The organism is Roseateles oligotrophus, assembly GCF_025717515.1.
GTDB lineage: Bacteria > Pseudomonadota > Gammaproteobacteria > Burkholderiales > Burkholderiaceae_C > Paucibacter_A > Paucibacter_A oligotrophus.
Genome location: NZ_JAJIRN010000013.1, coordinates 44,518 through 69,258, shown reverse-complemented (window position 1 = coordinate 69,258; position 24,741 = coordinate 44,518). Strand labels below are relative to the sequence as shown.

At 58.6% G+C, this 24,741-nt stretch carries 25 protein-coding genes and 1 other RNA gene; 8 read left to right on the top strand and 18 right to left on the bottom strand.

What is annotated here, in order from left to right; translation table 11 throughout:
• Positions 1–118: 118 nt before the first annotated feature.
• A complete protein-coding gene (locus LNV07_RS24435) occupies positions 119–886 on the top strand; it encodes a substrate-binding periplasmic protein (protein WP_263573823.1) in 768 nt (255 codons plus the stop codon).
• A gap of 105 nt (positions 887–991) precedes the next feature.
• Here the strand turns inward: LNV07_RS24435 and LNV07_RS24430 are convergent, their stop codons facing one another.
• From LNV07_RS24430 to LNV07_RS24400, 7 genes are all read right to left on the bottom strand, one after another.
• Positions 992–2,254, bottom strand: coding sequence for a sensor histidine kinase (locus tag LNV07_RS24430; RefSeq protein ID WP_263573822.1), 1,263 nt, complete (start codon positions 2,252–2,254; stop codon positions 992–994).
• The gene (locus LNV07_RS24425; RefSeq protein ID WP_263573821.1) at positions 2,251–4,941 is read right to left on the bottom strand and encodes a PAS domain-containing hybrid sensor histidine kinase/response regulator; all 2,691 of its coding nucleotides are present in this window, start codon (positions 4,939–4,941) and stop codon (positions 2,251–2,253) included. The genes LNV07_RS24430 and LNV07_RS24425 overlap by 4 nt, the downstream gene beginning before the upstream one ends.
• Positions 4,942–5,181: 240 nt before the next feature.
• On the bottom strand, positions 5,182–6,936 hold the full coding sequence (locus tag LNV07_RS24420) for a TRAP transporter large permease (RefSeq protein ID WP_263573820.1): 1,755 nt from the start codon (positions 6,934–6,936) through the stop codon (positions 5,182–5,184).
• 12 nt (positions 6,937–6,948) lie between these two features.
• On the bottom strand, positions 6,949–7,542 hold the full coding sequence (locus LNV07_RS24415; RefSeq protein ID WP_263573819.1) for a TRAP transporter small permease subunit: 594 nt from the start codon (positions 7,540–7,542) through the stop codon (positions 6,949–6,951).
• Between the two features lie 200 nt (positions 7,543–7,742).
• On the bottom strand, positions 7,743–8,189 hold the full coding sequence (locus LNV07_RS24410) for a GatB/YqeY domain-containing protein (RefSeq protein WP_263573818.1): 447 nt from the start codon (positions 8,187–8,189) through the stop codon (positions 7,743–7,745).
• A gap of 197 nt (positions 8,190–8,386) precedes the next feature.
• On the bottom strand, positions 8,387–8,599 hold the full coding sequence (gene rpsU, locus LNV07_RS24405) for a 30S ribosomal protein S21 (RefSeq protein ID WP_105262375.1): 213 nt from the start codon (positions 8,597–8,599) through the stop codon (positions 8,387–8,389).
• A 177-nt stretch (positions 8,600–8,776) separates the two neighbouring features.
• Positions 8,777–10,009, bottom strand: coding sequence for a BaiN/RdsA family NAD(P)/FAD-dependent oxidoreductase (locus LNV07_RS24400; protein WP_263573817.1), 1,233 nt, complete (start codon positions 10,007–10,009; stop codon positions 8,777–8,779).
• A gap of 344 nt (positions 10,010–10,353) precedes the next feature.
• Here LNV07_RS24400 and LNV07_RS24395 point away from each other — a divergent pair, with 344 nt between their 5' ends.
• Positions 10,354–11,376 (top strand): GGDEF domain-containing protein, encoded by a 1,023-nt coding sequence (locus LNV07_RS24395; RefSeq protein ID WP_263573816.1) that lies wholly within the window; start codon positions 10,354–10,356, stop codon positions 11,374–11,376.
• On the opposite strand, the gene LNV07_RS24390 is transcribed toward LNV07_RS24395, so the two are convergent.
• The 11 genes from LNV07_RS24390 to LNV07_RS24345 all read right to left on the bottom strand — a co-directional run bounded on the left by LNV07_RS24390 (position 11,373) and on the right by LNV07_RS24345 (position 19,903).
• A complete protein-coding gene (locus LNV07_RS24390; protein ID WP_263573815.1) occupies positions 11,373–11,849 on the bottom strand; it encodes an EVE domain-containing protein in 477 nt (158 codons plus the stop codon). The genes LNV07_RS24395 and LNV07_RS24390 overlap by 4 nt on opposite strands.
• 40 nt (positions 11,850–11,889) lie before the next feature.
• Positions 11,890–12,065, bottom strand: a non-coding RNA gene (gene ssrS / locus LNV07_RS25645) — 6S RNA.
• 59 nt (positions 12,066–12,124) lie between these two features.
• Positions 12,125–12,442: a cell division protein ZapA gene (locus LNV07_RS24385; RefSeq protein WP_263573814.1), complete on the bottom strand. Its 318-nt coding sequence runs from the start codon at positions 12,440–12,442 to the stop codon at positions 12,125–12,127.
• The gene (locus tag LNV07_RS24380) at positions 12,439–12,654 is read right to left on the bottom strand and encodes a cell division protein ZapB (protein WP_263573813.1); all 216 of its coding nucleotides are present in this window, start codon (positions 12,652–12,654) and stop codon (positions 12,439–12,441) included. The genes LNV07_RS24385 and LNV07_RS24380 overlap by 4 nt, the downstream gene beginning before the upstream one ends.
• A 15-nt stretch (positions 12,655–12,669) precedes the next feature.
• The gene (gene nth, locus LNV07_RS24375; RefSeq protein WP_263573812.1) at positions 12,670–13,314 is read right to left on the bottom strand and encodes an endonuclease III; all 645 of its coding nucleotides are present in this window, start codon (positions 13,312–13,314) and stop codon (positions 12,670–12,672) included.
• A gap of 357 nt (positions 13,315–13,671) precedes the next feature.
• Entirely contained in the window at positions 13,672–16,257 is a 2,586-nt protein-coding gene (gene acnB / locus LNV07_RS24370) for a bifunctional aconitate hydratase 2/2-methylisocitrate dehydratase (RefSeq protein ID WP_263573811.1), read from the bottom strand.
• 51 nt (positions 16,258–16,308) lie between these two features.
• Positions 16,309–16,731, bottom strand: a complete 423-nt coding sequence (locus tag LNV07_RS24365) for a type II toxin-antitoxin system VapC family toxin (RefSeq protein WP_263573810.1) — start codon at positions 16,729–16,731, stop codon at positions 16,309–16,311.
• A gap of 16 nt (positions 16,732–16,747) precedes the next feature.
• Positions 16,748–16,993, bottom strand: coding sequence for an AbrB/MazE/SpoVT family DNA-binding domain-containing protein (locus LNV07_RS24360; RefSeq protein ID WP_263573809.1), 246 nt, complete (start codon positions 16,991–16,993; stop codon positions 16,748–16,750).
• Positions 16,994–17,131: 138 nt separating this feature from the next.
• Positions 17,132–17,695, bottom strand: coding sequence for a hypothetical protein (locus LNV07_RS24355; protein ID WP_263573808.1), 564 nt, complete (start codon positions 17,693–17,695; stop codon positions 17,132–17,134).
• 113 nt (positions 17,696–17,808) lie between these two features.
• Positions 17,809–18,807 carry an HpcH/HpaI aldolase/citrate lyase family protein gene (locus tag LNV07_RS24350; protein WP_263573807.1) on the bottom strand — a complete coding sequence of 333 codons (999 nt, stop codon included), beginning with the start codon at positions 18,805–18,807 and terminating at the stop codon, positions 17,809–17,811.
• 109 nt (positions 18,808–18,916) lie between these two features.
• Positions 18,917–19,903 (bottom strand): malate dehydrogenase, encoded by a 987-nt coding sequence (locus tag LNV07_RS24345; protein WP_263573806.1) that lies wholly within the window; start codon positions 19,901–19,903, stop codon positions 18,917–18,919.
• A gap of 254 nt (positions 19,904–20,157) precedes the next feature.
• On the opposite strand from LNV07_RS24345, the gene LNV07_RS24340 reads away from it, so the two are divergent.
• From LNV07_RS24340 to LNV07_RS24315, 6 genes are all read left to right on the top strand, one after another.
• Complete coding sequence (locus LNV07_RS24340; protein WP_263573805.1) at positions 20,158–20,931, top strand: GntR family transcriptional regulator; 774 nt, start codon at positions 20,158–20,160, stop codon at positions 20,929–20,931.
• A 97-nt stretch (positions 20,932–21,028) separates the two neighbouring features.
• Positions 21,029–21,469, top strand: a complete 441-nt coding sequence (sdhC, locus tag LNV07_RS24335; RefSeq protein WP_263573804.1) for a succinate dehydrogenase, cytochrome b556 subunit — start codon at positions 21,029–21,031, stop codon at positions 21,467–21,469.
• A gap of 22 nt (positions 21,470–21,491) precedes the next feature.
• Positions 21,492–21,851, top strand: a complete 360-nt coding sequence (gene sdhD, locus LNV07_RS24330) for a succinate dehydrogenase, hydrophobic membrane anchor protein (RefSeq protein WP_263573803.1) — start codon at positions 21,492–21,494, stop codon at positions 21,849–21,851.
• Positions 21,851–23,650 (top strand): succinate dehydrogenase flavoprotein subunit, encoded by a 1,800-nt coding sequence (gene sdhA / locus LNV07_RS24325; RefSeq protein WP_263573802.1) that lies wholly within the window; start codon positions 21,851–21,853, stop codon positions 23,648–23,650. The genes sdhD and sdhA overlap by 1 nt, the downstream gene beginning before the upstream one ends.
• Before the next feature lie 19 nt (positions 23,651–23,669).
• Positions 23,670–24,374, top strand: a complete 705-nt coding sequence (locus LNV07_RS24320; RefSeq protein WP_263573801.1) for a succinate dehydrogenase iron-sulfur subunit — start codon at positions 23,670–23,672, stop codon at positions 24,372–24,374.
• Between the two features lie 32 nt (positions 24,375–24,406).
• Entirely contained in the window at positions 24,407–24,703 is a 297-nt protein-coding gene (locus tag LNV07_RS24315) for an FAD assembly factor SdhE (RefSeq protein WP_263573800.1), read from the top strand.
• Positions 24,704–24,741 lie beyond the last annotated feature (38 nt).

The window sequence follows — 24,741 nt, the reverse complement described above, 5'->3', positions numbered from 1 at the left end:
ATTACGGATCTGTTTTTAATTTAATGGCTGAGTGAGTGTTTTCTGAATGTAGGGAATATTTTTTTGATTTTGTTTATTTTTTTCTGATTTTGGATTTTTGGCGCTTAATTGAAATTTCATGGCAGTAAACACACGCTGGCACTGGCTCGGATCAATGCTGTTCCTGGCCTCGTTCGTATTCGCAACGCCGACGCGCGCTGAAACGGTGCGCGTCGCTATTGGCGAATACCCACCTTTCAAAGTGCAAGCAGCGCTTGGTGGCGGCGCTCTGACCGAGATTGTGGCCGAGGCGCTCAAAGCCCGGAATTTGGATATTTCGATCGAATGGGTTCCCAATAATCGGGCCATCGTCGGGACCATGAACGGAACTTACGAGGCAAGTTTCGGCTGGGCTCACAACGATGAACGAGATGCGGCACTGCTGTACTCCAGCAAGCCGATCTATGTTTATCGCATGGTGTTTGTTCAACACATCGATAAACCAGTTGCGTGGGCCTCACTCGCTGATCTCGCGCACAAGCGAATCGGTTTTACGCGAGGTAATTTCTACTCTCAGGCGCTTGCGGACATGCAGTCGCAAAAGCTGATTGCATCCGAAATTACTGTTGGCGATGTCAGTGGGCTGAAAATGCTCGCACTGAAGAGAATTGATCTATTTCCATTGGAGGCGTCGGTCGCTCGGTTTTTAATCGCGACCGAGCTTGACTTGGAAACAGCCCGGCAACTGGAGATTCAAAATCAGATGTTCTGGAGCGTGCCGATCTTTTTTGTTGTTTCCAAGAAAGCTCCGAATGCACAGGAGTTGATGAACGAGTTCAACAAGGGCTACGAAGAACTGTTCCGAACGAAGCGAATAGAGAGTTTGGAGAAAAAACTGACTCGCTAGCAAATGGAGCAAGGCTTTCCGGAGGCTGCGACCTGCTGCGTTTTTGCACGAAACGAAAGTGCTCAGGCTTGCGGTCAAAAGCTTGCTAGCTCATTAGCCGAAGGACTAGCCAACTGGTGGCGCTTGACGCGGGATTTGCATCGCGAAGCAACTCCCTTGCCCCATGGAGGCTTCTACCCTAATGCCTCCGCCCAACACGTTTCTAAGCAGGTTTTGCACGATGTTGAGGCCCAGGCCGTTACGTCCCTGACCTATCTTGGTGGTGAAGAAGGGGACGAATACACGATCAAGATGCTCGCTGGCAATGCCGGCGCCGTTGTCGCGAACAAGGATGCTCAGTGGACTGAGCGGGTCGATCTCATCGCTGGTTAGGGCCGAGATTTCAATCTGCCCGCCAGCCGAGCCGAACGCGTGAAAAATTGCGTTGCCGAGCAATTCTGTGATGACCTCGCCCAGCGCTTCCGGGTAGCTGTCCATATGCAATCCTGGCTGCAGATTCAAGCGAAGGCTGACGTGATGCTTCTCGAGTTGGCTCTGCTTTGCGTCCAGCAACTCGACCAGGTAGTGATCCAATTCGAAATTCTTGCGCCGCAGATTGAGCGGTGATGCAGCCAGTTTTTTGAAGGTGGCGATCAACTGGGCGGAACGCTCAAGGTTTCGCAATACCAGGCTGCAGCCGTCTTGGGTGTCGGCAATGAAGTCCACGAAAGCTTTTGGAATAGGCGTCGACGCCGGCGGCTGTTGCTCGCTCATGAGGCGGGCCACATCGCGGGCCATATCACGGGCTTGGCCGGCCAGCGCACTGGCAACCAGCAAACTGTTGCCGATCGGGGTGTTCATCTCATGGGCAATGCCCGCCACCATCGACCCGAGGGCAGCCATGCTTTCGGTCCGGCGGGCTTCTTCGCGAGCTTCGTTCAGGGCTTGCAGTGCGGTACCGAGTTCCTGATTGCGGCTCTGCAAGGCCTTGCGGGTGCGGGCCAGTTGCAGGTGGGTGCGGGTACGAGCCAACACCTCCTCGGCCTGGTAGGGTTTGGCAATGAAGTCGACGGCGCCTGCCTTGAATCCGGCAAGCTTGTCCTCGGCATCATGCTGAGCGGAGAGAAAGAGCACCGGAACCTCGCAGAGGCTGGGGTTTTGCTTCAGGCGGCGGCAGACCTCCAACCCGTCTATGCCTGGCATCCTGACATCAAGCAGGATCAGCTCCGGTGGGCGGGCGTTGGCACTCCACAGGGCCAATTCGCCATTGGGAGCTTCGCGTACTTGGTAGCCGGCCGCGCGTAGCAGGTCAGACAGTAGTTTGAGTGATGCCTGAGTGTCCTCGACCACCAGCACCTCGCCCTCGGAGCTTCGATTTGTATCCGTCATGCAGTGCCTTGTTGTTCCAACGCATCGATCAGCGCGCAGAGTTCGGGGTGCTGATAGTGGGCCAGCATTTCACTGATCATGGAAGACAGATCCGCATCGGCTGGGCTTCGGGCCGCCAACTCTTGGAGCAGGCCGTCCACCTGTGCCCGGTCGAGTTCTTGCAGGCCTCGCCGCAGCTGCTGGCGTTGCTCCGGCGCCAGCCTCGCCAAGTCGCCGGAGCTTAGGCTGCGCCGGCTGCTCGCAATCAGTTGGTGTTCGTTCGAGCTTGCTTGCAGGCCTAACTGGTCCTCCAAAACCGCGAACAGTGCGTCCTGGTCGAGCGGCTTGACTAAAAAGTCATCGGCCCCTGCGGCCAAGGCATTCATGCGCTGTTCATCGAAGGCCGTAGCGGTCACCATCACGATGCGGGGCTGAGCCTGCAGTTGCGCATCGCGGCGGATTTCGCGGATCACTTCCAGGCCGTTCATGCCCGGCATGTGCAGGTCCATCAAGACGAGGTCCGGGCATTCCAAAGCGACGGCCTCAAGTGCCTGCCGGCCATCGGCGGCCTCGCTCAGTTTGAAGTCCAGTGGTTCCAGAATGGCGCGCAACAGGCGCCGTCCTTCATCGAGATCATCGACCAGCAACACACGCCTGCCTTGTCCGAAATGCGGCGGCCTGGCGAGGGTGAGGGCGGTCGGCGAGTCCAGCGAGTTGAGTGGCCATGCGGCCGGCGCGGGGCCCGGATTCAGCTCGCCCAGCTCGACCGGCAAGGTAAAACTGAAGGTTGACCCCAGACCTGCTTGCGATTGCACGCTCAGCTCGCCGCCCATCAGGCGCACGAACTGGCGCGAAATGGACAGGCCTAGCCCGGTGCCTTCGCTGCTATGCGGGCCTTGGACTTGCACAAAGGGTTCGAAGATGTGCTCGATGTCCGCTGCAGAAATGCCGAAACCGGTATCAATAACGTCAAATTTCAGCAGGCCATGGCCATCGCCCGCTGGGCTGAAGCTCACGCTCAATTCGATCGAGCCCTGTTCAACAAATTTGACGGCGTTGGACAACAAGTTCAACAGCACCTGACGGAGCTTGTCGGGGTCGATACGGATGTGCGCCGGGAGGCCCTCGGTTCTCAGGCTAAGCGTCAGGCCTTTTTCACGGGCCCGCACTCCTATCAGATCGCAGACTTCGCGGAGTATTTGCGGCAGTCCGGTCAGAGTCGGCCGCAGCTGGGTGCGTCCGGCTTCGATTTTGGAGAGTTCCAGAATGTCATTGATCAGGTGCAATAGATGTTTGCCGGAGAGATGGATGAGTTCGAGATTGCGCTTGTCATCGGGCGACATCGATCTTGATTCGGCCATCATGCGTGAGAAACCGATGACCGAGTTCAAGGGGGTACGCAACTCGTGGCTCATGGTGGCGAGGAAAATGCTCTTGGCGCGGTTGGCGGCATATGCAGCGTCCATCGCCACCGACAACTCGCTGGTGCGAGCCAACACCAAGTCTTGCAAGTGATGGCGGTGCTGTTCCAGTTCGATCTCGGCGGTCTTGCGCTCGCTGATGTCTTGGCTGACGCCGACCATGCGAATCGCCCTGCCGTCGGCATCGCGGAAGATCAGCGCCGCGCTGCGCAGATGGCGTAGCGAGCCGTCGGGCCGGGTGATACGGAATTCGCCTTCGTACTCATAGTCACCGGCCAAGGCCTTGTCGAAAGCGGCCATCGTCGCTTGGCGATCTTCGGGCAGCAAGGTGTCCAACCAGGACTGGTAGCTGCCATCAAAGCTGGTGCGCGACAGACGGTACATCGAGTACATCGCGTCATCCCAGAGCTGCACATTGGTCTGGATATTCCAGTCCCAAATCCCCAGACTGGCCGCCCGCGTGGCCATCTTCAGCCGCTCCTCGACCGCGCGAGTTTCCTGCAACCGCCTATCCAGCAGGGTGGTCATGGCCCGAATCGATTGGTCAAGGGCTTTTAATTCGCCGAAGAAGATGGGCTCGGAGCGTCTGTCGGTTTCGCCTGCACCGGAGCGAATCGCTGCGGCGAACAGCTCGATACGCTTGATCGGCAAGAGCATCAGCGAGCGGAGTAAAAGGTAGACGGCGCCAACCAGGGTCAGATCCAGCACGATGATGCCTGCGAAGATGCCGTTGCGGCGTTCCCGCAATTCCTGATGCACAAAGCGGTAGGACGCAAAGAGGCTGACTTTGGCGATTTCCTTGCCATCAATCAGGATGGGGTGCTGTTCGGTCAATAGCTCCGGCGTTGGGGCGAGGGCCGCGTCTGGCCGGGCGATACCCTGCTCATCGCGCCCAATCTGGTAGAGGCGCTGGCCTTGCTCCTGGCCCGTTTTGATCTGGCTTCTGACCTCTATCCCCAGCAGGTTGACGTTGTTCATCCCGCTCAGCAACAGGCTATGAATTTGTGTCTCGTCGTAACCCCATACAGGCTGCTGCAAGGCAATGACGAGTTGTTTGGCCTGTAGTTCAATCGTGCGGTGCAACTGCTCGATCCGTGCTGCGCGTTCGGATTGATAGAAAAACCAGGCGAATATGCTGAGCACGACGGTGATTACCGTGCTCAACAGCACACTGACGATCAGCGCGATCGACAGGCTTTGGAGGCGCAATACCAAGCGTTGGCGCAGGGGTTGCGGTCCAGGGACGGATGCCTCGTGGCCGCTCATGTGAGCGACTGAATTCGTCATGAACTAGTCAACCTTAAACCCGAAAAGCAATCGAAGGGATGGGGCTTGTTTGGTGAGCGGTGAGTTGAAAGAGCTTGAGGGTTTCAGTATGTCAGATTCCCTTAGCGCTCAGTATTGAATCAAGGGCTGGTCGCCAATGCCCATGGCGCACTCTGGGCTAGCTTGTTCGCGTGTCACTCAGGCGAAAAAAAAAGGCCGCAGTCTGCTGCGGCCTTTTTGTGAGTCAACGCCTTCCCGGAACTACTTCTTGCTGTCCTGTGCTGCAGCTTCCAAGGGATCTACCGCCGAGGCCGGTGGGTCGGCCGGGCCGAACAGCTTGTTGCCGTCCATCTCGGTGGCATCGGCCTTGTCCGACTGCGGTTGCGCTTCGATCACGACATTGCTGCTGTCTACCTCGGCCACCTTGCCTAAGCCGCCCGATACCAGATTGGGGAAGGCAATGATCAAGCCGACCATGATGACCTGAATGATCACAAATGGGACGGCACCCCAGTAGATTTGCCCGGTCGTGACGGGGGCAATTTTCTTGCCGGTGAGCTTGTCGATGTATTCCGTCAAGGGAGCCACGCTGCGCAGGTAGAACAGTGCGAAGCCAAACGGCGGATGCATGAAGGAGGTTTGCATATTGACGCCCAAGAGCACGCCGAACCAAATCAGGTCGATGCCCAGTTTTTCGGCCACCGGCGCCAGCAAGGGCACGACGATGAAGGACAACTCGAAGAAGTCGAGGAAGAAGGCCAGCACAAAGATCAGGATATTCACGAAGATCAGGAATCCGATCTGCCCCCCGGGCAGGCTGCTCAATAGATGCTCAACCCATTTCGGGCCATCCACGCCTTGAAATGACAGGCTGAAGATGGTCGAGCCGACCAAGATAAAGACCACAAAGCAAGACAGCTTGGTGGTTGAGGTCAGAGCTTGAGTCAGCAGTTTGTAGCTGATTCGACCGCGCGCTGCGGCCATCAGGAAAGCACCCAAAGCGCCCATCGCGCCACCTTCTGTCGGCGTGGCGATGCCCAGAAAAATCGTTCCCAATACCAGGAAGATCAATGCGAGCGGCGGGATCAACACAAAGGTCACCTGCTCGGCCATCTTTGACAACAGGTTCAGACCCAGCAGCTTGTTCACCACCGAGCCAATGAAGGCTACGCCAACGCCGACCGACATCGCCACCACAATGGTTTCATCGGTGGGCATGCTGGTGATGACCTCACCCTTGAAGTAACTGGTGATTTGGGCGTAGTTCTGAGCGAAGTAGACGGAAATTGCAAGCGAGGCGAGGGTCAATAGGCCCAGGGAGCGCAGGCCGGAATCGCCATTGCTTTCTCGGATGGACCGCGCTTCCAGTGGCAAGGCCGGGACCCATTTGGGTTTGAAAATGGCAATCCCGATGATGTAGGCAACGTAGAGGCCGGTCAGGATGAAGCCCGGCAGAAAGGCGCCCTTGTACATATCGCCAACGCTCTTGCCCAATTGGTCGGCCAAGATGATCAAGACCAAGGATGGCGGAATGATTTGAGCCAAGGTGCCGGAGGCCGCAATCACCCCGGAAGCAATCCGTCTGTCGTAGCCATAACGCAGCATGATGGGCAGCGAGATCAAGCCCATCGAGATCACCGAGGCGGCGACCACGCCGGTGGTGGCGGCCAGCAAGGCGCCGACAAAAATCACCGCGAAAGCCAGGCCTCCGCGGATGGGGCCGAACAACTGCCCGATGGTGTCCAGCAAGTCCTCCGCCATGCCAGAGCGCTCGAGTATCAAACCCATCAAGGTGAAGAAGGGGATGGCCAGCAGCGTGTCATTCTTCATGATGCCGAAGATACGCAGTGGCAGTGCTTGCATCAGCGAAGCCGGCAAGACATTCAGTTCAATGCCGACGAAACCAAAGAACAGGCCGCAGGCGCCGAGGCTGAATGCCACCGGAAAGCCCATCAGCAAGAAGACGATCAGTCCCGCGAACATGATGGGGGCCAAATTTTGGGTTAAAAATTCCATTCCCGGGCTCCCTTAGTTTTTCTTTTGTTCGGCGGCCAAGCGGATCGCCTCGGCCAGCTCTTCTTCGGCCGTCTTGGCAACCGGCTTCAGCGTCGGGTCGTCAATCAGCCCCTGCAGAAATGCCAGGCGCTTGATCAACTCGCTGAAGCCTTGCAGCATCAACAGCCCAAAACCGAGCGGGATCAAGGCATAGACAGGCCACAGGATCAGGCCGCCGGCATTGGTCGATATCTCGCCCGATCGCAAGGCTTGCAAGAAGAAGGGGGTGCCGAGATAGATGATGGTGGCGCACACCGGCATCAGGAAGACGACGAAGCCAAACACGTCGATCCAGGTCTGGGTGCGCTTGGAGAAGCGCCCAACCACCACGTCGATGCGCACATGCTCGTTGTTCAGCAGCGTGAAGCCGGCTGCCAGCAAGAAGGAGGCGGCGAACAAATACCACTGCATCTCCAAGAAGGCGTTGGAGCTGTAGTTGAAGGCCTTGCGGACGATGGCGTTGACGGCGCTGATCAGTGTTGAGGCGAGGATCAGCCAGATGACCCAGCGACCGATGAAACGGCTCATGCCGTCTATCAGCCTGGAAATTTTGAGTAGGGCGTGCACCTTGAGCTCCTGTTGTCTTTTACGAATGCGATGACTCGGTCGGCAAGGCTAATGCCGACACTTGACGCAATGTATGAGAACAGGGCTGAATTGATCCTGAACAATCAGCCTCTCCTAGGGCAAGTCCTAGGAGAGTTATCCCTGGGTGTTCAGGTTTGCCGGCAATAGGGCTGAGGAGCCTAAGCCAGAGCTGAATCGACTCAGTGGCTCAATGCCTGCTTGACGGCGGCCGAGACCAGGGCCATGTCGGCCTTGCCACTCAGCTGTGCCTTCACGGCAGCCATTACTCGGCCCATGTCGGCGGCGCTCTTGGCGCCAAGTTCCGCAACGATGGCGCCGACCGCCGCCTTGACCTCCTCGGCGTCCATGCGTTGCGGCAAATAGACCTCAAGCACCTTCAGTTCGATCGCTTCCTTGTCGGCCAGATCCTGGCGGCCACCGGCGGTGAACTGAGTGATGGAGTCCTTGCGCTGCTTGATCAGCTTGTCGACGATGGCGATCACGCCGATGTCATCCACGACCACGCGCTCATCGACTTCTTTTTGCTTGATGGCGGCGAGCAGGCCTCGGATGGTGGTCAGCCGGTCTGCTTCTTTGGCGCGCATCGCGGTTTTCATGTCTTCGGTAATACGGTCTTTCAGGCTCATGTTGAATCCTTGGCTTGGCAGGGCGAGAGTTTCAATGGGTAATTTTCGGAGCTGATTGTGGCGCAGGCAAAGAAAAAGCCCGCTACAGCGTCCTGTGCGGGCTCTTTCTGGGCGCTTTTCGCAGCGGTCAAATTATTTAATTCGACTGCTGCGAGGGCTGGGGAGCCCGCGCGAAGCATCAGATCTCTAGACGACGATCAGAACAGCTTCTTGGGCAGCTGCATGCTGCGAATACGCTTGTAGTTACGCTTGACGGCCGCAGCCTTCTTGCGCTTACGCTCAGCCGTTGGCTTCTCGTAAAACTCGCGGGCGCGGAGGTCAGTCAGCAAGCCGAGTTTTTCAATAGTGCGCTTGAAACGGCGCAGAGCCACATCAAATGGCTCGTTCTCTTTGACGCGAATCGTGGTCATGAAAAGGTAGTTCCTTCAATATGCGCTCGGTGTTCGTCATTCACTTCATTCGCACTGCGTCTTTGTATGCAGCTTTGAATTCAGTGCCTGAAACGGCTTATCCGGAATCCGCTTCAGAAAATGTTGCGAATCGAGGCGCAGGGTTTGCCAGCAAAGACAGCGATTGTAGCCTGAATTTCAATCGTTTGAAACATTTGCGCCTAATGATCTTGCGCAAGCCGCCGCACTGGACCAAGCCCATTGGAAGTTATAACCCCCTAGCCACCCTGTGACATCCACAACTTCACCGATGAAATAGAGGCCCGGTACGCGTTTGCTCTGCATGTTTTGTGAGTTCAGTTGGCGGGTATCAACGCCTCCCCGCATCACTTCGGCTTTGCGCCAACCTTCGCTTCCATTTGGTGTTAGTTGCCAGCCCTGCAGTTGGCCGGCGAGACTTTGCAGATCGCGGTCTTTGCATTCCGGCATGGGGCGGCTGCCGCTCAAGCCGAGTCTATCCAGCCAGGCCTGCGCCAAACGTTGCGGAAACAGGCTCGCCAATTCATTGCCGAGTTGGCGACGTGAGTCGCTCTTGGCCTCCATCAACTTGGCCACTAGATCCAGATCCGGAGCTAGGTCAATTTGCAGGTTTTCGCCTTCTTGCCAATAACTGGATATCTGCAAAATAGCCGGCCCGCTCAGGCCTCGATGGGTGAAGAGCAAATCCTCCAGAAAACGCCCGCGAGCTTTACCTTTGCCGGTACTGACAATAACCGGAAGGGATAGGCCCGAGAGCGCCGAAAACGGCGCCCAAGCATCGGCATCGAAGGTCAATGGCACCAGCGCGGCACGCGGCTCGATGATGTTGTGGCCCAGCCGTTTAGCCAGACGCAAGCCCCAGTCGGAGGCGCCGATTTTGGGAATCGAGAGACCACCGGTTGCCACCACAAGCGCTTTGGTCTTGACAACGCCACGCGATGTTTCAAGTGTGAAGCCCGCGCCTTCGCTGTCACCTTCCGGTGGGGTTTGCACATCGGCCACGGTGCTGGGTTGCCAGCGTTGAACGCCGCCGGCATCGCATTCTGCGAGCAGCATTTGGATGATTTGCTCGCTTGAGTCGTCGCAAAACAACTGGCCCTTGTGCTTTTCATGGAAACGGATGCCGTGCTTTTGAACCAACGCAACGAAGTCTTGGCTGCTGTAGCGGGCCAATGCCGAGCGGCAATAGGCCGGGTTCTCCGACAGGAAATTGGCTGGCCCAACATCCCGGTTGGTGAAGTTGCATCGCCCGCCACCCGAGATGCGAATCTTCTCGGCCAACCGTTCGGAATGGTCGATCAACAGCACGCGCTGCCCACGCTGACCGGCCAGCCCGGCGCAAAACAGTCCTGCGGCGCCGGCGCCAATGATGACCAAGTCAAAGATTTGCATGTTTTTCGATCTATCAAGCGGCGCCCGAGTGGCGCTTCAGGCTTGATTGTCCCGCAGGTCCGCGAGCTTGAATTTCAAAGTTTGGCGAACTAAAAGATGGCGGCGGCAATGAAAAACCATGCAGACGGCCAATGCCTTTGATTTTGGAATAGATAATTGCAACCCTGTGCGGTATAGATCTGGGTGTTCTTGGATAGCATTGACGCGAGAGCCAATCTAGGGGGAATGGTTGAGTTCGCGGGGGAAACCCCTTGTCGGTGCGTGAAAATGCCCTCTACATTTCCCGGACGGCTGCCAAGTGAAGAATTTTCGGCAGTGACTGCTTCAAGTTTGACTGAGAGTTCATGGACACTTCATCCGATCCCTATGACGATTCATCGCCCAAGCAGGGCAGTTTTGCGCATTGGCTAAGCAGTCAGGCAGGTTTGTTGCCGGAGCTGGGGTCGGTGTTGTTGAGCTTGATCGAGCCGCTGGATTCTTTTGTCGCCGTCAAGTCTCTGGTGACTGGGCGTTATGTCTTTGCCAGCCCCGGTTTGGATCATGTGTTTGGCAAAGGTCCGGTTGCCGGCAGTATTGACAACGATTTGATGCGTTCAGATGAAGTGATTGGCATGCGCCGGGTTGAGCAATCGGTGATGGCGCAGCGAACCATGGTCGTCAGCGAACATCGGCTGGAGTTGGCGGGGCGCCGACGTGAGTTCACCGTTACCAGGGCGCCTTTGGGGCCTGAGCATATTTTGTCGGTCTGGCGTGAGCGCACCGAAGAGCGTCATCGGGAATCCCATTTGCAGCGCGCCTTGCAGCAAATCGAACAGCAGCAAAAAACTATCGAGCAGATTCGCCGTGAGTTGCAGCAAGGCAGTGGGCGAGATGATTTATCGGGCCTGTATTTGCGTGCGCAATTTGATGATCAACTCCTTCGCGAAATCGATCTTTCAACGCGCGAGCACCGTGAGTTCGCTTTGGTCATCATTGCCTTGGATCCCGCGCCTGAGGCCGCCAGGGCTATGGGGGAGGAGGCTAATCTGCGTTTGCTGGAAGGCATGGGGCGAATGTTGCGCGCCAACACGCGGTCAATGGATGCGGCCTGTCGAATTGCCGAAGACCGGTTTGCTGTGCTGTTGTCGGGAGTGGGTTTGGCCACCGCGCACGCGCGCATGGAGCAATTGCGACGCCAGTGCACCGCTCAGATCATTGTGCTGAATGGAGTGGATATGGGCTTGTCCATATCGATGGGGGTATGCAGTTTCCCGCACACAGCATCCAAGCAAGAAGAGCTTCTGGCGGCCAGCGAAGCGGCTGTACAAGAGGCGCAGCGCCGCGGTGGCAATCAGGTCGTGTTGGCTGCCATCCCCTTTGTCAACTAACCTTGCTCGGGCAAGACTGCCTGCAAATGGTCCCATTCCTGCGCGGTAACAGGCGTGATGGAAAGGCGGCTACCGGGTTGCAACACAAGCATGTTCCGCAATGCCGGGTCGGCGCGCAGAGCGGCTCGACTCAATAGCTTGGTCTTGCGAACAAAGGCGATATCAACAAGCATCCAGCGCGGTGCCTCGGGCTTGGATTTGGCGTCGTAGTAATGCCCATCGGGGTCAAACTGACTGGCATCCGGATAGGGTTTGCTGGCCACTCGAGCCAAGCCGGCAATCCCGATTTGTTCGGGTGAGGGGCAGGATGAGTGATAGAACAACACACCGTCGCCGATGCGCATCTGGTCACGCATGAAATTGCGTGCCTGGTAGTTGCGCACACCGGTCCAAGGTAGAGATTGCCCCGGGGCAGCGGCCAGATCATCGATCGAGCACTCGCCGGGCTCTGACTTCATCAACCAGTAGTTCAAGGGCTTACGCTCAGGGCCATCTGTGTACGGCAAAAAGAAGGTGTCCACCGTGAACCGTGAGCCGCATTCCTGAACCGGGGGTTCAGGTGGGCGAGGTCAGCCAAGCATTGGGTTCATCTGACGCGAGACGATCACGCTTGCCAGGCGATGTTCCAAGCCCGTGCTCATAGAGCATTGGTTCAAGGAAATATAAAACTCACGCGAACACAGTGGACGCTGTGGATTCTACGGCCTGCAGGGTGACCGTTCTGCTGCGTGCAAAAGAATCAGAGAAGTCAGAGCAATTGACCGTCGTGCCCGAGGGCTTCGTCGAGCCGGCGCATCAGGCTTTCCAGGTCGGGTAAATTGTCGGCCGCGACCGGGCGTGACTTGCTTTGCGCATTGGCGGCCGGGCCGCCCTCGGCCAACTGATAGGCCAGGTTCAAGGCGGCCAGCACGGCGATGCGCTCGCGCGCTTTGACACGACCCGAGTCTCGAATGGCGCTCATCTCGCGGTCAACCTGTGACACCGCCTTGGTCAAAGCGGCTTCACCACCCTCGGGGCAACCGAGCAAATAGCTCTGTCCCATGATGGTCACTTCCATTTGCTTCATTGAGAGTTCTTTCCGGAATCACTGTCGACCGGCAGTCGTTCAAGTAGGACGTCGATGCGGGCACGGGCGGCATTCAGGCGCGAGCGCAGGCTGTCGCGCTCTTGGCTGAGGGTCTGCACTTGCTCTTGCAGCAGTGCATTGGTTCGTTTCAGTTCATCGTGGCGAATCAAAATTCGCTCGACACGATCGATCAGGTCATTGAGGCTTGGCATGGCGTCCCGCGGCGGCTAGGCAGGAGGGGATTGTAGGCGGCGACCGTGATCGCATAGAGAAGCTACCGCGCAACTTCCACAGAGTGGCTGTCTGGCTTTGCAGATATAGCGGCCATGCAAGATCAGCCAATGGTGTGCGTCGACCATGAATTCAGCGGGGATTCGCTTGAGCAGACCCAACTCGACCGCCAGCGGCGTCTTGCCTGGCGCCAAGCCGGTACGATTGCTGACGCGAAATAGATGAGTATCGACGGCCATCGTTGCTTGGCCAAAAGCGACATTGAGAACCACATTGGCGGTCTTTCTGCCCACGCCGGGAAGCTCCTCCAAATCTGCCCGCTTGTTCGGAACCTGTCCCCCATGCTTGTCGACCAAGATCCGGCAGGTCGCTATCAGGTGCTTGGCCTTGCTTCGGTACAGGCCGATTGTGCGAATGTATTCACTCAGACCCGCTTCGCCCAAGGCGAGGATTTTTTGCGGCGTATTCGCGACCGGGAACAAGCGTCGAGTCGCTTTGTTGACGCCGATGTCGGTGGCTTGGGCCGACAGCAAAACGGCAGCCAGCAACTCGAAGACACTCGCATATTCCAGCTCGGTCTGCGGCGAAGGGTTGGCGCGTCGCAGGGTCTGAAAGAAGGCGGCAATTTCTTGATCGTTCATGGCGAGCCATTGTCCTCGGTCGAGATGCCTGAGTCAGGAGTCGCATGCGCTAATGCGGCAAATACGGAGCTTCTGCTGAAAGTGGTCAATCTCCCCACCCTTGTCCGTGACCTCTGTCTAGCAATTGCTGCGTGGACTTGAGTCTTGCAGTCAGGTCGGATTGAAAAAAGTCGTGTTCACCGGACGGTTACCGTTGGGCGTGCCGGGCGCGGACTATCTGGCCGACCGCCGCCGCTGAAGTCTGGCTTGAAGTGAGGCGCTCGAAAAAATAGAAGGCCCGCCGATTTTCCGGCGAGCCTCTATATTTGAGCCAAGCAGAGTTGATCGAATTGGCTATCAACCCTCAAAGTCAGGCACTCAGCCTTGTACGCCCTTGGCAGTCTCCGAGTATTCCTCGATCTGATCGAAGTTCAAATACTTGTAGATCTGGCTGCTGTCCTTGTTGATCACGCCCATATCGGCGTGGTACTCGGCGACCGTTGGAATACGACCCAGTTTGGACGCAATCGCCGACAACTCGGCCGAGGCCAGATAGACATTGCTGTTCTTGCCCAAACGGTTCGGGAAGTTGCGGGTGCTGGTGGAGACCACCGTCGCACCTTCACGCACCTGCGCCTGATTGCCCATGCACAGGCTGCAACCGGGCATTTCCATGCGCGCGCCGGCCGCGCCGAAGGTGCCGTAATGGCCTTCCTTGGTCAGCTCGGAGGCGTCCATCTTGGTTGGCGGCGCGACCCACAGCTTGACGGGAATGTCGCGGCGGCCTTCAAGCAGCTTGGAGGCGGCGCGGAAGTGACCGATATTGGTCATGCAAGAACCGATGAAGACCTCGTCGATCTTGGTGCCGGCCACTTCGCTCAAGAACTTGGCATCGTCCGGATCGTTCGGGCAGCACAGGATCGGCTCCTTGATGTCGGCCAGGTCGATCTCGATCACATGGGCGTACTCGGCGTCCTTGTCGGCGGCCATCAACTGTGGCTTCGCCAGCCAGGCTTCGACCGCGGCGATACGGCGCTCCAGCGTGCGCTTGTCCTGGTAGCCGTCGGCGATCATGTTCTTCATCAGCACGATATTGCTGGTCAGATATTCCTTGATTGGCGCGGGGTTCAGGTGCACGGTGCAGCCGGCTGCGCTACGTTCGGCCGACGCATCGCTCAGCTCGAACGCTTGCTCGACCTTGAGGTCCGGCAGGCCTTCGATTTCGAGGATGCGACCCGAGAATTCATTGATCTTGCCAGCCTTGGCGACGGTCAACAAACCGGCCTTGATCGCGTACAGCGGGATCGCATGGACCAGGTCGCGCAGCGTGATGCCGGGCTGCATCTGACCCTTGAAGCGCACCAGCACCGACTCGGGCATGTCCAGCGGCATCACGCCGGTGGCGGCGCCGAAGGCGACCAGACCGGAGCCGGCGGGGAAGGAAATGCCGATCGGGAAACGGGTGTGGCTGTCGCCGCCGGTGCCGACGGTGTCGGGCAGCAGCAGGCGGTTCAACCAGCTGTGGATCACGCCGTCACCCGGGCGCAGCGCCACGCCGCCACGGCTGCTGATGAAGGCGGGCAGTTCGCGGTGGGTCTTGACGTCGACCGGCTTTGGATAGGCTGCGGTGTGGCAGAAGGACTGCATCACCAGATCGGCGCTGAAGCCCAGGCAAGCCAGATCCTTCAACTCGTCACGGGTCATCGGGCCGGTGGTGTCTTGGCTGCCGACGGTCGTCATGCGTGGCTCGCAGTAGGTGCCCGGACGAACGCCTTGGCCCTCTGGCAGGCCAACGGCGCGGCCGACCATCTTCTGCGCCAGCGTGAAGCCGGCCTTGGTCGCGATCGGGGCGGTCGGCAGACGGAAGGTGGTGGCGGCAGGCAGGCCGAGGAAGTCACGTGCCTTGGCAGTCAGCGAGCGGCCGATGATCAAGTTGATGCGGCCACCGGCACGCACTTCGTCGAACAGCACATCGCTCTTGAGCTTGAAGGAGGCGGCGACTTTGCCGTCTTTCTCGATCTTGCCTTCGTAAGGGTAGATATCGATCACGTCGCCCATATTGAAGGCCGACACATCGACCTCGATCGGCAGCGCGCCCGAGTCTTCTTGCGTGTTGAAGAAGATCGGTGCGATCTTGCCGCCCAAAGTGACGCCGCCAAAGCGCTTGTTGGGCACAAAAGGAATGTCTTCGCCGGTGGCCCAGATGACGCTGTTGGTGGCCGACTTGCGGCTCGATCCGGTGCCGACCACATCGCCGACATAGGCGACCAGATGGCCCTTGGCCTTGAGGTCCTCGATGAACTTCATCGGGCCGCGCTTGCCGTCTTCTTCGGGCGTTATGCCGGGGCGGGCATTCTTCAACATCGCCAGGTAGTGCAGCGGAATGTCGGGGCGGCTCCAGGCATCCGGGGCAGGAGAGAGGTCGTCGGTATTGGTCTCGCCGGTCACCTTGAAGACGGTGACGGTGATCTTCTGGGCAACTTCGGGGCGGGTGGTGAACCACTCGGCGTTGGCCCAGCTCTGGATCACGTCCTTGGCGTGCGCATTGCCGGCCTTGGCCTTCTCGCTCACATCGTGGAAGAAGTCGAACATCAGCAGCGTCTTCTTCAGCGCGGCTGCGGCCGTGGCGGCCACTTCCGCGTCGTCCAGCAGGTCGATCAAGGGCTTGACGTTGTAGCCGCCGACCATGGTGCCGAGCAATTCGGTGGCGCGGGCCTTGGAAATCAAGCTAACGTCGAAGTCACCGTGAGCAACGGCCGCCAAGAAACTGGCCTTGACCTTGGCTGCGTCGTCGACGCCTGGCGGAATGCGGTGCGTCAACAGATCCATCAAGAACTCACCCTCGCCGGCGGGCGGGGTCTTGATCAACTCGATCAGGTCGGCGGTTTGCTTGGCGTCGAGGGCCAGTGGCGGAATGCCAAGGGCGGCGCGCTCGGCAACATGTTGGCGGTAGGCTTGCAGCATGGTCGTTCTCTCCAGAGCTTGCTATGAGGTTGGATAAGGGACAGGAAAAAATCAGGGCAAGGTCGGCGTGATGACCTTCAGCCCTTTGAAATAGTCGCGAAAAAATCCTTCGTCGCGCGTCAGCAGCGCGTCGCATTGCAGCATGGCATGGGCGCCGACCAAAAAGTCGGGGATCGTGCGCTGAGAAATTTGGGTGCTGCTGCTTTCACGCAAGCGCTGCTTGTATTTGCGCTGCATTTCGCCGGCTCGAATGGCTGCGCGCTGGTCTAATGCCTGAAAACGCAGGCCCATTTCTTCCAGCACGTCCATCACTTCGGAGCCGTGACCCAAGCCGGCCGTCACTTCGCTGACGACCACATCACAGACCACCACCGGACCGGAGCTCAGCGCCAGGCGCAGGCAGGCTTCGGCAGCGTCGGCGCGGGCATCGTCACCCAGCAGGTCGATCAAAACAGAGGTGTCAACGGCAATCATGGTCGGCTGCGTCGCATTATTCGGCGATCGGGTCTCCGGGAGCCCGGCCACGCAAGTCGCGCATCACATCGTCCGAGCTCGTGCCCTCAGGCAGTTTGAAGCGCCCGCGCGCTCTCGAAATGGCGTCATCGACGTTCTTGCGCAAGATGATGCGCGCGCCGTCGAGTTCCACCTTCAGCGTCGAACCCTTGCTGAGCCCAAGGGCGTCTCGGACGGCTTTGGGCAAGGTGATTTGGCCGCGTTCGGCAACAGTTGCTTCCATGCTGAACCTCCTGAGGGAGAGAGTATGCATTGATTATACGTACTTTTTGCGGCGTACTGTGCGTGGATCAGCGCCAATCGGTGACCGAAAGCCAGAGTCATTGTTGCCGCGAACTCACCCGCCAGGATCGGGTGCAACTCAGGGCTTGGCTTTTGGTTCGGTGGTCAATCCATTGCCGGCAGGCTTTGCATTGCCGTCATCAATGGCGCCGGCCAGTGCGGCGGTCTGAGCCTCGGAAACTTGCGCCGAATGCATGCAGAAATCCACCATGCGTTGACCGACCTTGTTGTTCATCAGCATTGATTTGGTCGGAATCTGCAGCCACACCACGCCGGCTCTTTTGTCCTCCAGGCGCACTGCGCCGGTGGTGGTGGGCTCTGGCGCCATATTGAACACCAGTTTGCCAAACTGAAGCCGGAAGCGGCCGGGGCGATCGGCGTCTGGCGTGATGGTGACCTTGTTCTTGAACTCGCAGTTGGCGTCACCCGCATGAACCAGTGGGCTGAGCGCCATTTGCTCTTCGTTCAGCGGCGTGGTGTCCTCGGGTTCAGGGGCCGGGGCCTTCAGAGCGGCGGTAGCCTTGGCGGCGACCCGGTTCTTTGGCTTGCTGGTTTCGGCAGCGGCCGACCAAGCGCTGCTGGCCGCGAAGGCCAAGGCGCAAACAATGAGAGTCGACTTGAGCGAGGGGCTTGAGGATTGCATGGAATGAGCTTCCGAGTTCGGGATGAATTGATTGTCGGGCCATGCGGCGACTTTTAATGCTGACGAGGACAAGTGTTGGTCAGTTTTGTGGCTTGCGTGTGTAAGCAATTGCATTAGGGGGCGCCGAATAGCTCCAACTCCACCTCGATGGGCAAGGCCTGGCCGGTGCGATGAGCGCGCTCGAGTACTTGCCAGAAATAGCGGTAGCTGGCGCGGTCATGCAAGGTGTCGTGATGCTGAATCGGCGCCCAGTTGGCGGCCATGGCGGCGTGAATGATGGCTATTGCCTCGTCGATCTCGGCCACGCTGGGCGCGAAGGCGTCGATGATGGGTTGAATCTGGCTTGGGTGAATGCTCCACATGCGGGTGTAGCCGAACTCGCGCGCCGCGCGGGCGGCCGCAGCCTCAATGGCGGCCGGATGCTTGAATTCGGTAACGACGCAATGCGACGGCGTCTTGGCGAAGGCGTGCGCCGCCGCCGCGATCTCCAGCTTGGCGCGCCTGACCAAGGGGTGGCTGAACTGGCCTTCGGAACTCAGTGCGTGCCTGGGGATGGCGCCGCGATGCGCGGAGACAAAGTCCATCAAGCCGAAGGAGAGTGATTCGATGCGCGGGTGGGCGGCAATTTGCTGCACCTCGCGCAAAGCGCCATGGGTTTCGATCAAGACATGAATCGGCAAGGGTTTCGCGATGCGATGGTGCAGCAGGCTGGCGTCGATGAGTCGGCAGGCTTCGCTGACATCGGCGGTGCTGCGCGGTTTCGGCAGCATCAGGTAGGCGAGGCGCTCGCCTGATTTGGCGATCAGCCCATCGACATCGGCCTCAAATGCAGGCGACCCGAAGGGGTGAACGCGCGCGCCCACGCGGCCGAAGCGGTTGTTGGTGCTGGCAAGCATCGCGTTGACCAGCAACACATGCTCGGCCTCGCCGCCAATCGGCGCGCCGTCCTCGCAATCCAGCGTGATGTCAAACACCGGCCCCATTTGAGCCTGCAACTCCAGGCTCTTGCTCATGCGGGCCTCGATGCCGCAGTAGTGGTCAACCACCGGCAAGGCCGTGGCGACATCGCCGTCTTCGAACAGCGCCTGTTTTGGGTGAAGGGCTTGACTCACGATGGGGCTCATTCAGAAAAAAAGGGTCGGCATGTGCTCACGCCAACCCCTTGATTGCTTGCTCAACGATCAGTCTGGCCGGAGTCAATGACTCCGGGCTAACTGTCTATCACAGCAGGTGCTTGACGCCCTCTTGTTCGCCTTGCAATTCGGCCAGGGTCTTGTTGATGCATTCTTGCGAAAACGCATCGATCTCCAGGCCGGCGACGATTTTGTATTCGCCGCCTTCGCAGGTGACCGGGAAGCCGAACATGATTTCCTTGGGGATACCATACTCGCCATTCGAAGGGATGCCCATCGTCACCCATTTGCCATGGGTGCCCAAGGCCCAGTCGCGCATATGGTCGATGGCGGCGTTGGCGGCCGAGGCGGCCGAGGACAGGCCGCGTGCTTCAATGATGGCTGCGCCGCGCTTGCCGACGGTGGGCAAGAAAACATCCTTGTTCCAGACCTGGTCGTTGATCATGGCAGCCACCGAGGCGCCGTCAATGGTGGCGTAGCGGTAGTCGGCGTACATGGTGGGCGAGTGGTTGCCCCACACGGCCAGCTTCTCGATCGAAGCAACGGGCTTGCCGGTCTTGGCAGCGATTTGCGACGCGGCGCGGTTGTGATCCAGGCGCAGCATGGCGGTGAAGTTCTTGGCCGGCAGATCTGGCGCCGACTTCATCGCGATATAGGCATTGGTGTTGGCGGGGTTGCCGACGACCAGAACCTTGACATTGCGCGAAGCGACAGCATTCAAGGCCTTGCCCTGTGCGGTGAAGATCTGGCCATTGATGGCCAGCAACTCGGCACGCTCCATACCGGCCTTGCGCGGCATCGAACCCACCAGCAGCGCGTAGTCGGTGTCCTTGAAGGCGGTCATCGGGTCGCTGTGAGCTTCCATGCCGACCAGCAGCGGGAAGGCGCAGTCTTCCAGTTCCATCATCACGCCCTTGAGCGCTTTTTGCGGGCCTTCGACCGGCACTTCCAGCAATTGCAGGATGACGGGTTGATCCTTGCCCAGCATTTCGCCGGAGGCAATGCGGAACAGCAGGGCGTAGCCGATTTGGCCAGCAGCGCCGGTGACGGCAACGCGAACGGGTTTCTTGCTCATGTGTGGTGCTCCGAGAGTGTTGAATATAGGGACAAATTCGGTCTGCCCATGGGCCAAGCCCATGGGCGCGCCGCAAGTGTAGGCCAGACTCAGGGCTATCCCCTAGTTTGGCGCTCGCTGCGGCCTTGCTTTGATCGCCAATTATCACCAATTTTCTCGAAAAGCTGAGCGTCTTATGTCTTATATAAGACATCATTCGTATTCTTGATCTGTCTGAGTGGACGCTGTCGGCCGCATGTGCTGCAATGTCTGTCATGTCAGGCTCATCTCGCTCCATTTCTGCTGAAGACACCGTGCGCGCCGATGGCGCGGCCTCGCCGTCGTTCAGTCCTTTGTACGCCCAAATCAAGGCCTTGATCATCGCCAGCTTGCAGTCGGGTGAATGGAAGGCCGGCGAGGCGATTCCCAGTGAGTTGGATCTGGCCAAGCGCTTTGGTGTCAGCCAGGGCACGGTGCGCAAGGCTGTCGATGAGATGGCGGCCGAGAACTTGCTGGTGCGCCGGCAAGGGCGGGGCACTTTTGTCGCCACCCATGCCGAACAAAAAGTTCAGTATCGGTTCTTGCGTCTGATGCCCGATGAGGGCTCGGAGTCGCTTGAGCGGCAATTGCTGGATTGCCGCCGCCAGCGTGCGCCGGCGGCGATTGCCCGGGCGCTGCAACTACGCACCGGTGACCCGATGATCGAGGTGCGCCGGATCTTGAGCAGCAAGGGCGTGCCGGTGGTGCTGGATGATATTTGGCTGCCCGGCGATCTGTTCAAGGGCTTGAGCACCGAGCGGCTCAATCTGCACCGCGGGCCGTTTTATGGCTTGTTCGAGACCGAGTTCGGCGTGCATATGATCCGAGCCGAAGAGAAGATCCGCGCCGTTGCCGCCGATGCCGAGGCGGCTTGCTTGCTGCAAGTGCCGCTGGGCGCGCCATTGCTCAGCGTCGAGCGACTGTCGTTCACCTATGGCGACAAGGCGGTAGAGTTGCGCCGCGGCTTGTACTGCACAGCTACGCACTTCTATCGCAATGAACTTAACTAATCCTTGCACGTTGCGTGGTGGGTACGTCTTGCCAAAGCTTCGTGCTGCATTGCAATAAACTCCACGGGTTTCATTCGATTACAAAAAAAGGCTGGGTATGACGGACACCACCAACGGATCTAGGCCAAAGCGGCCGGTCTTTACCAATATTCATGTGACGCAGATCGTCTCGTATCGGCTGCCACCGGCGGGCATCGTGTCGATCTTGCACCGGGTCAGCGGGCTGTTGATGTTTTTGCTTTTGCCCTTCGTCATCTGGATGTTTGACAACAGCCTGACCTCAGAAATCTCCTATGAGAGCTTCACCAATGCCTTCGTGGCCGGCATTGGCTTTGTGCCGGCCTGGTTCGTCAAGCTGACCGTGCTGGGCTTGCTGTGGGGCTATTTGCACCACTTCATCGCCGGTGTGCGCCATCTGTGGATGGATGCCACCCACAGCGTCAGCAAAGAGCAGGGTCACAACTCGGCGATCTTCACCCTGGTCAGCAGCGTGCTGCTGACGATCTTGCTGGCCGCCAAGTTGTTTGGCTTGTACTGAATAGAACCCGGAGAACACAAGAATGAGTACTTTTGGCTCCAAGCGCATCGTCGTCGGTGCGCATTACGGATTGCGTGATTGGCTGGCTCAGCGCATCACTGCCGTGTTGATGGCCCTGTTCACCATCGTCGTGTTGGTGCAATTTTTGATGCCGGGTGAACTCGGCTATGACCATTGGGCGGCGATCTTCTCGCAGCAGTGGATGAAGACGCTGACGTTTGTGACGATTTTGTCGCTGGCGTTTCACGCCTGGGTCGGCGTGCGTGATATCTGGATGGACTATGTGAAGCCGGTCGGCGTGCGCCTGTTCTTGCAGGTGGCGTCCTTGGTGTGGTTGGTGGGATGCGCCGGTTGGGCGATCCAAGTGATTTGGAGACTGTGATGACGGTGGCAAATAAGTCGATTCCTAAACGCAAGTTCGATGTGGTCATCGTCGGAGCCGGTGGCTCGGGCATGCGCGCGTCCTTACAACTGTCACTGGCAGGTCTGAACGTAGCGGTGCTGTCCAAGGTCTTCCCGACCCGCTCGCACACGGTTGCCGCGCAAGGCGGCGTCAGCGCCTCTTTGGGCAATATGTCCGAGGACAACTGGCACTATCACTTCTTCGACACCGTCAAGGGTTCGGACTGGCTGGGTGACCAGGACGCAATCGAATTCATGTGCCGTGAAGCGCCCAAGGTCGTCTACGAGCTTGAGCATTTCGGCATGCCTTTCGACCGCAATGCCGACGGCACGATTTACCAGCGCCCGTTTGGTGGTCACACCGCCAATTACGGTGAAAAGCCGGTGCAACGCGCTTGCGCCGCGGCCGACCGTACCGGCCACGCGATGCTGCATACGCTGTATCAGCAAAACGTCAAGGCCAAGACCCAGTTCTTCGTCGAATGGATGGCGCTGGACCTGATCAAGGATGAGGCCGGCGACGTCGTCGGTGTGACCGCGCTGGAAATGGAAACCGGCGAGATGCACATCATGGAAGCCAAGACCGTGCTGCTCGCCACCGGCGGAGCAGGGCGCATCTTCGCGGCCTCGACCAATGCTTTCATCAACACCGGTGACGGCTTAGGCATGGCGGCACGCGCCGGCATCCCGCTGGAAGACATGGAGTTCTGGCAGTTCCACCCGACCGGCGTGGCCGGCGCCGGCGTGTTGCTGACCGAAGGCTGCCGCGGCGAAGGCGCGATTCTGCGCAACTGCAATGGCGAGCGTTTCATGGAGCGCTATGCGCCGACCCTGAAGGATCTGGCGCCGCGTGACTTCGTCTCGCGCTGCATGGACCAGGAAATCAAGGAAGGTCGGGGCTGCGGTCCGAACAAGGACTATATCGAGCTCGATATGACTCACTTGGGCGGCGACACCATCATGAAGCGCCTGCCGTCGGTGTTCGAGATTGGCCACAACTTCGCCAACGTCGACATCACCAAGGAATCGATTCCCGTCGTGCCGACCATCCATTACCAGATGGGCGGCATCCCGACCAATATTTATGGTCAGGTCGTCGTGCCCAAGGATGGCAACCCGAACGCGGTGGTCAACGGTCTGTACGCGGTGGGTGAATGCGCATGCGTCAGCGTGCACGGCGCCAACCGCCTGGGCACCAACTCGCTGCTCGACCTGCTGGTGTTCGGCCGGGCGGCCGGCAATCACATTGTCGAGTCGGGCCTGAAGGGCAAGACGCACAAGCCGCTGCCGGCCGATGCTGGCGCCGACTCGGTCGCTCGCGTGGCCCGTTTGGATGACAGCACAAGCGGCGAATACGCACAGGACGTGGCCAACGATTTGCGCAACGCGATGCAGCATCACGCCGGCGTGTTCCGCACCCAAGCCATCCTGGACGAAGGTGTGGGCAAGATCATCGCGATTGCCGAGCGTGCCAAGAACATCACCTTGAAGGACAAGTCCAAGGTCTTCAACACCGCTCGCATCGAAGCGCTGGAAGTGGAGAACCTGATGGAGGTGGCCAAGGCGACCATCGTATCGGCAGCGGCTCGCCGTGAAAGCCGTGGTGCCCATACGGTCGACGATTACGCGGATACGCCCGAGCATCCGAATGGTCGTAACGACGCCGAATGGATGAAGCACACGCTGTGGTATTCGGACGGCAATCGCCTGGATTACAAGCCAGTGAACCTGAAGCCGCTCACGGTGGAATCGATCCCGCCAAAAGTGCGTACCTTCTAAGAGTCTAGGAAAAAATAATATGACCAAGCGTACTTTTCAAATCTACCGTTACGACCCGGACAAGGATGCCAAGCCCTATATGCAGACCCTCGAGGTCGAGCTGGATGGCACCGAGCGCATGTTGCTGGACGCGCTGGGCAAGTTGAAGGCGCAAGACCCGACCCTGAGCTTCCGACGCAGCTGCCGTGAAGGCGTGTGCGGCTCGGATGCGATGAATATCAACGGCAAGAACGGCCTGGCCTGCCTGACCAATATGCGCACGCTGCCCGGTGTGATCGTGTTGAAGCCGCTGCCTGGCCTGCCGGTGGTGCGCGACCTGATCGTCGACATGACGCAGTTCTTCAAGCAGTACAACTCGATCAAGCCTTATCTGATCAACGACACGCCGCTGCCCGATAAGGAGCGCCTGCAGTTCCCTGAAGAGCGCGATGAGCTCAACGGCCTGTATGAGTGCATCTTGTGCGCGAGTTGCTCGACCTCATGCCCGAGTTTCTGGTGGAACCCGGACAAGTTCGTCGGGCCGGCCGGTCTGCTGCAGGCCTATCGCTTCATTGCCGATAGCCGCGACGAAGCGACCGCCGAGCGCCTGGATAACCTGGAAGACCCATACCGTTTGTTCCGCTGCCACACCATCATGAATTGCGTCGATGTCTGCCCCAAGGGTTTGAACCCGACCAAGGCGATCGGCAAGATCAAAGAAATGATGGTACGCCGCGCGGTCTGATTGATTTGACCTCTAACCCCTAAAGTCTGCTGATGAGCGTCGCTGTTGATATGAAGCCCGAAGATGAGTTGATCGATGAGAGGGCACTCTCTAAACTTCGCTGGCGTTGCCGGCGCGGCCTGCTGGAGAATGACCTTTTCATCGAGCGATTTTTCAACGCTTATGCCGACAGTTTGACCGAGGTGCAGGCCGAAGGGCTACGGGTCTTGATGGATCTGGCCGATAACGATTTGCTGGATCTGTTGCTGCGCCGCAAAGAAGCGGAAGGCGAGTTGGATAGACCCGATGTACAAGAAGTTTTGAGCTTGCTCAGAACCACCTCTGCTTAAACGAATTTAAGAATTTTCAGAAGTCAAAAGGACAAGCT

What these genes read in the sequence shown, in the direction of transcription:
- LNV07_RS24385 (WP_263573814.1), bottom strand. Translation starts at nt 12,442, where the DNA reads ATGAAGCAAATGGAAGTGACCATCATGGGACAGAGCTATTTGCTCGGT.
- sdhD (WP_263573803.1), top strand. Translation starts at nt 21,492, where the DNA reads ATGAGTACTTTTGGCTCCAAGCGCATCGTCGTCGGTGCGCATTACGGA.
- nth (WP_263573812.1), bottom strand. Translation starts at nt 13,314, where the DNA reads ATGAACGATCAAGAAATTGCCGCCTTCTTTCAGACCCTGCGACGCGCC.
- LNV07_RS24395 (WP_263573816.1), top strand. Translation starts at nt 10,354, where the DNA reads ATGGACACTTCATCCGATCCCTATGACGATTCATCGCCCAAGCAGGGC.
- LNV07_RS24360 (WP_263573809.1), bottom strand. Translation starts at nt 16,993, where the DNA reads ATGGAAGCAACTGTTGCCGAACGCGGCCAAATCACCTTGCCCAAAGCC.
- LNV07_RS24430 (WP_263573822.1), bottom strand. Translation starts at nt 2,254, where the DNA reads ATGACGGATACAAATCGAAGCTCCGAGGGCGAGGTGCTGGTGGTCGAG.
- rpsU (WP_105262375.1), bottom strand. Translation starts at nt 8,599, where the DNA reads ATGACCACGATTCGCGTCAAAGAGAACGAGCCATTTGATGTGGCTCTG.
- LNV07_RS24340 (WP_263573805.1), top strand. Translation starts at nt 20,158, where the DNA reads ATGTCAGGCTCATCTCGCTCCATTTCTGCTGAAGACACCGTGCGCGCC.
- LNV07_RS24355 (WP_263573808.1), bottom strand. Translation starts at nt 17,695, where the DNA reads ATGCAATCCTCAAGCCCCTCGCTCAAGTCGACTCTCATTGTTTGCGCC.
- LNV07_RS24410 (WP_263573818.1), bottom strand. Translation starts at nt 8,189, where the DNA reads ATGAGCCTGAAAGACCGTATTACCGAAGACATGAAAACCGCGATGCGC.
- sdhA (WP_263573802.1), top strand. Translation starts at nt 21,851, where the DNA reads ATGACGGTGGCAAATAAGTCGATTCCTAAACGCAAGTTCGATGTGGTC.
- acnB (WP_263573811.1), bottom strand. Translation starts at nt 16,257, where the DNA reads ATGCTGCAAGCCTACCGCCAACATGTTGCCGAGCGCGCCGCCCTTGGC.
- LNV07_RS24365 (WP_263573810.1), bottom strand. Translation starts at nt 16,731, where the DNA reads ATGATTGCCGTTGACACCTCTGTTTTGATCGACCTGCTGGGTGACGAT.
- LNV07_RS24400 (WP_263573817.1), bottom strand. Translation starts at nt 10,009, where the DNA reads ATGCAAATCTTTGACTTGGTCATCATTGGCGCCGGCGCCGCAGGACTG.
- LNV07_RS24425 (WP_263573821.1), bottom strand. Translation starts at nt 4,941, where the DNA reads ATGACGAATTCAGTCGCTCACATGAGCGGCCACGAGGCATCCGTCCCT.
- LNV07_RS24345 (WP_263573806.1), bottom strand. Translation starts at nt 19,903, where the DNA reads ATGAGCAAGAAACCCGTTCGCGTTGCCGTCACCGGCGCTGCTGGCCAA.
- LNV07_RS24420 (WP_263573820.1), bottom strand. Translation starts at nt 6,936, where the DNA reads ATGGAATTTTTAACCCAAAATTTGGCCCCCATCATGTTCGCGGGACTG.
- LNV07_RS24380 (WP_263573813.1), bottom strand. Translation starts at nt 12,654, where the DNA reads ATGCCAAGCCTCAATGACCTGATCGATCGTGTCGAGCGAATTTTGATT.
- LNV07_RS24315 (WP_263573800.1), top strand. Translation starts at nt 24,407, where the DNA reads ATGAGCGTCGCTGTTGATATGAAGCCCGAAGATGAGTTGATCGATGAG.
- LNV07_RS24320 (WP_263573801.1), top strand. Translation starts at nt 23,670, where the DNA reads ATGACCAAGCGTACTTTTCAAATCTACCGTTACGACCCGGACAAGGAT.
- LNV07_RS24435 (WP_263573823.1), top strand. Translation starts at nt 119, where the DNA reads ATGGCAGTAAACACACGCTGGCACTGGCTCGGATCAATGCTGTTCCTG.
- sdhC (WP_263573804.1), top strand. Translation starts at nt 21,029, where the DNA reads ATGACGGACACCACCAACGGATCTAGGCCAAAGCGGCCGGTCTTTACC.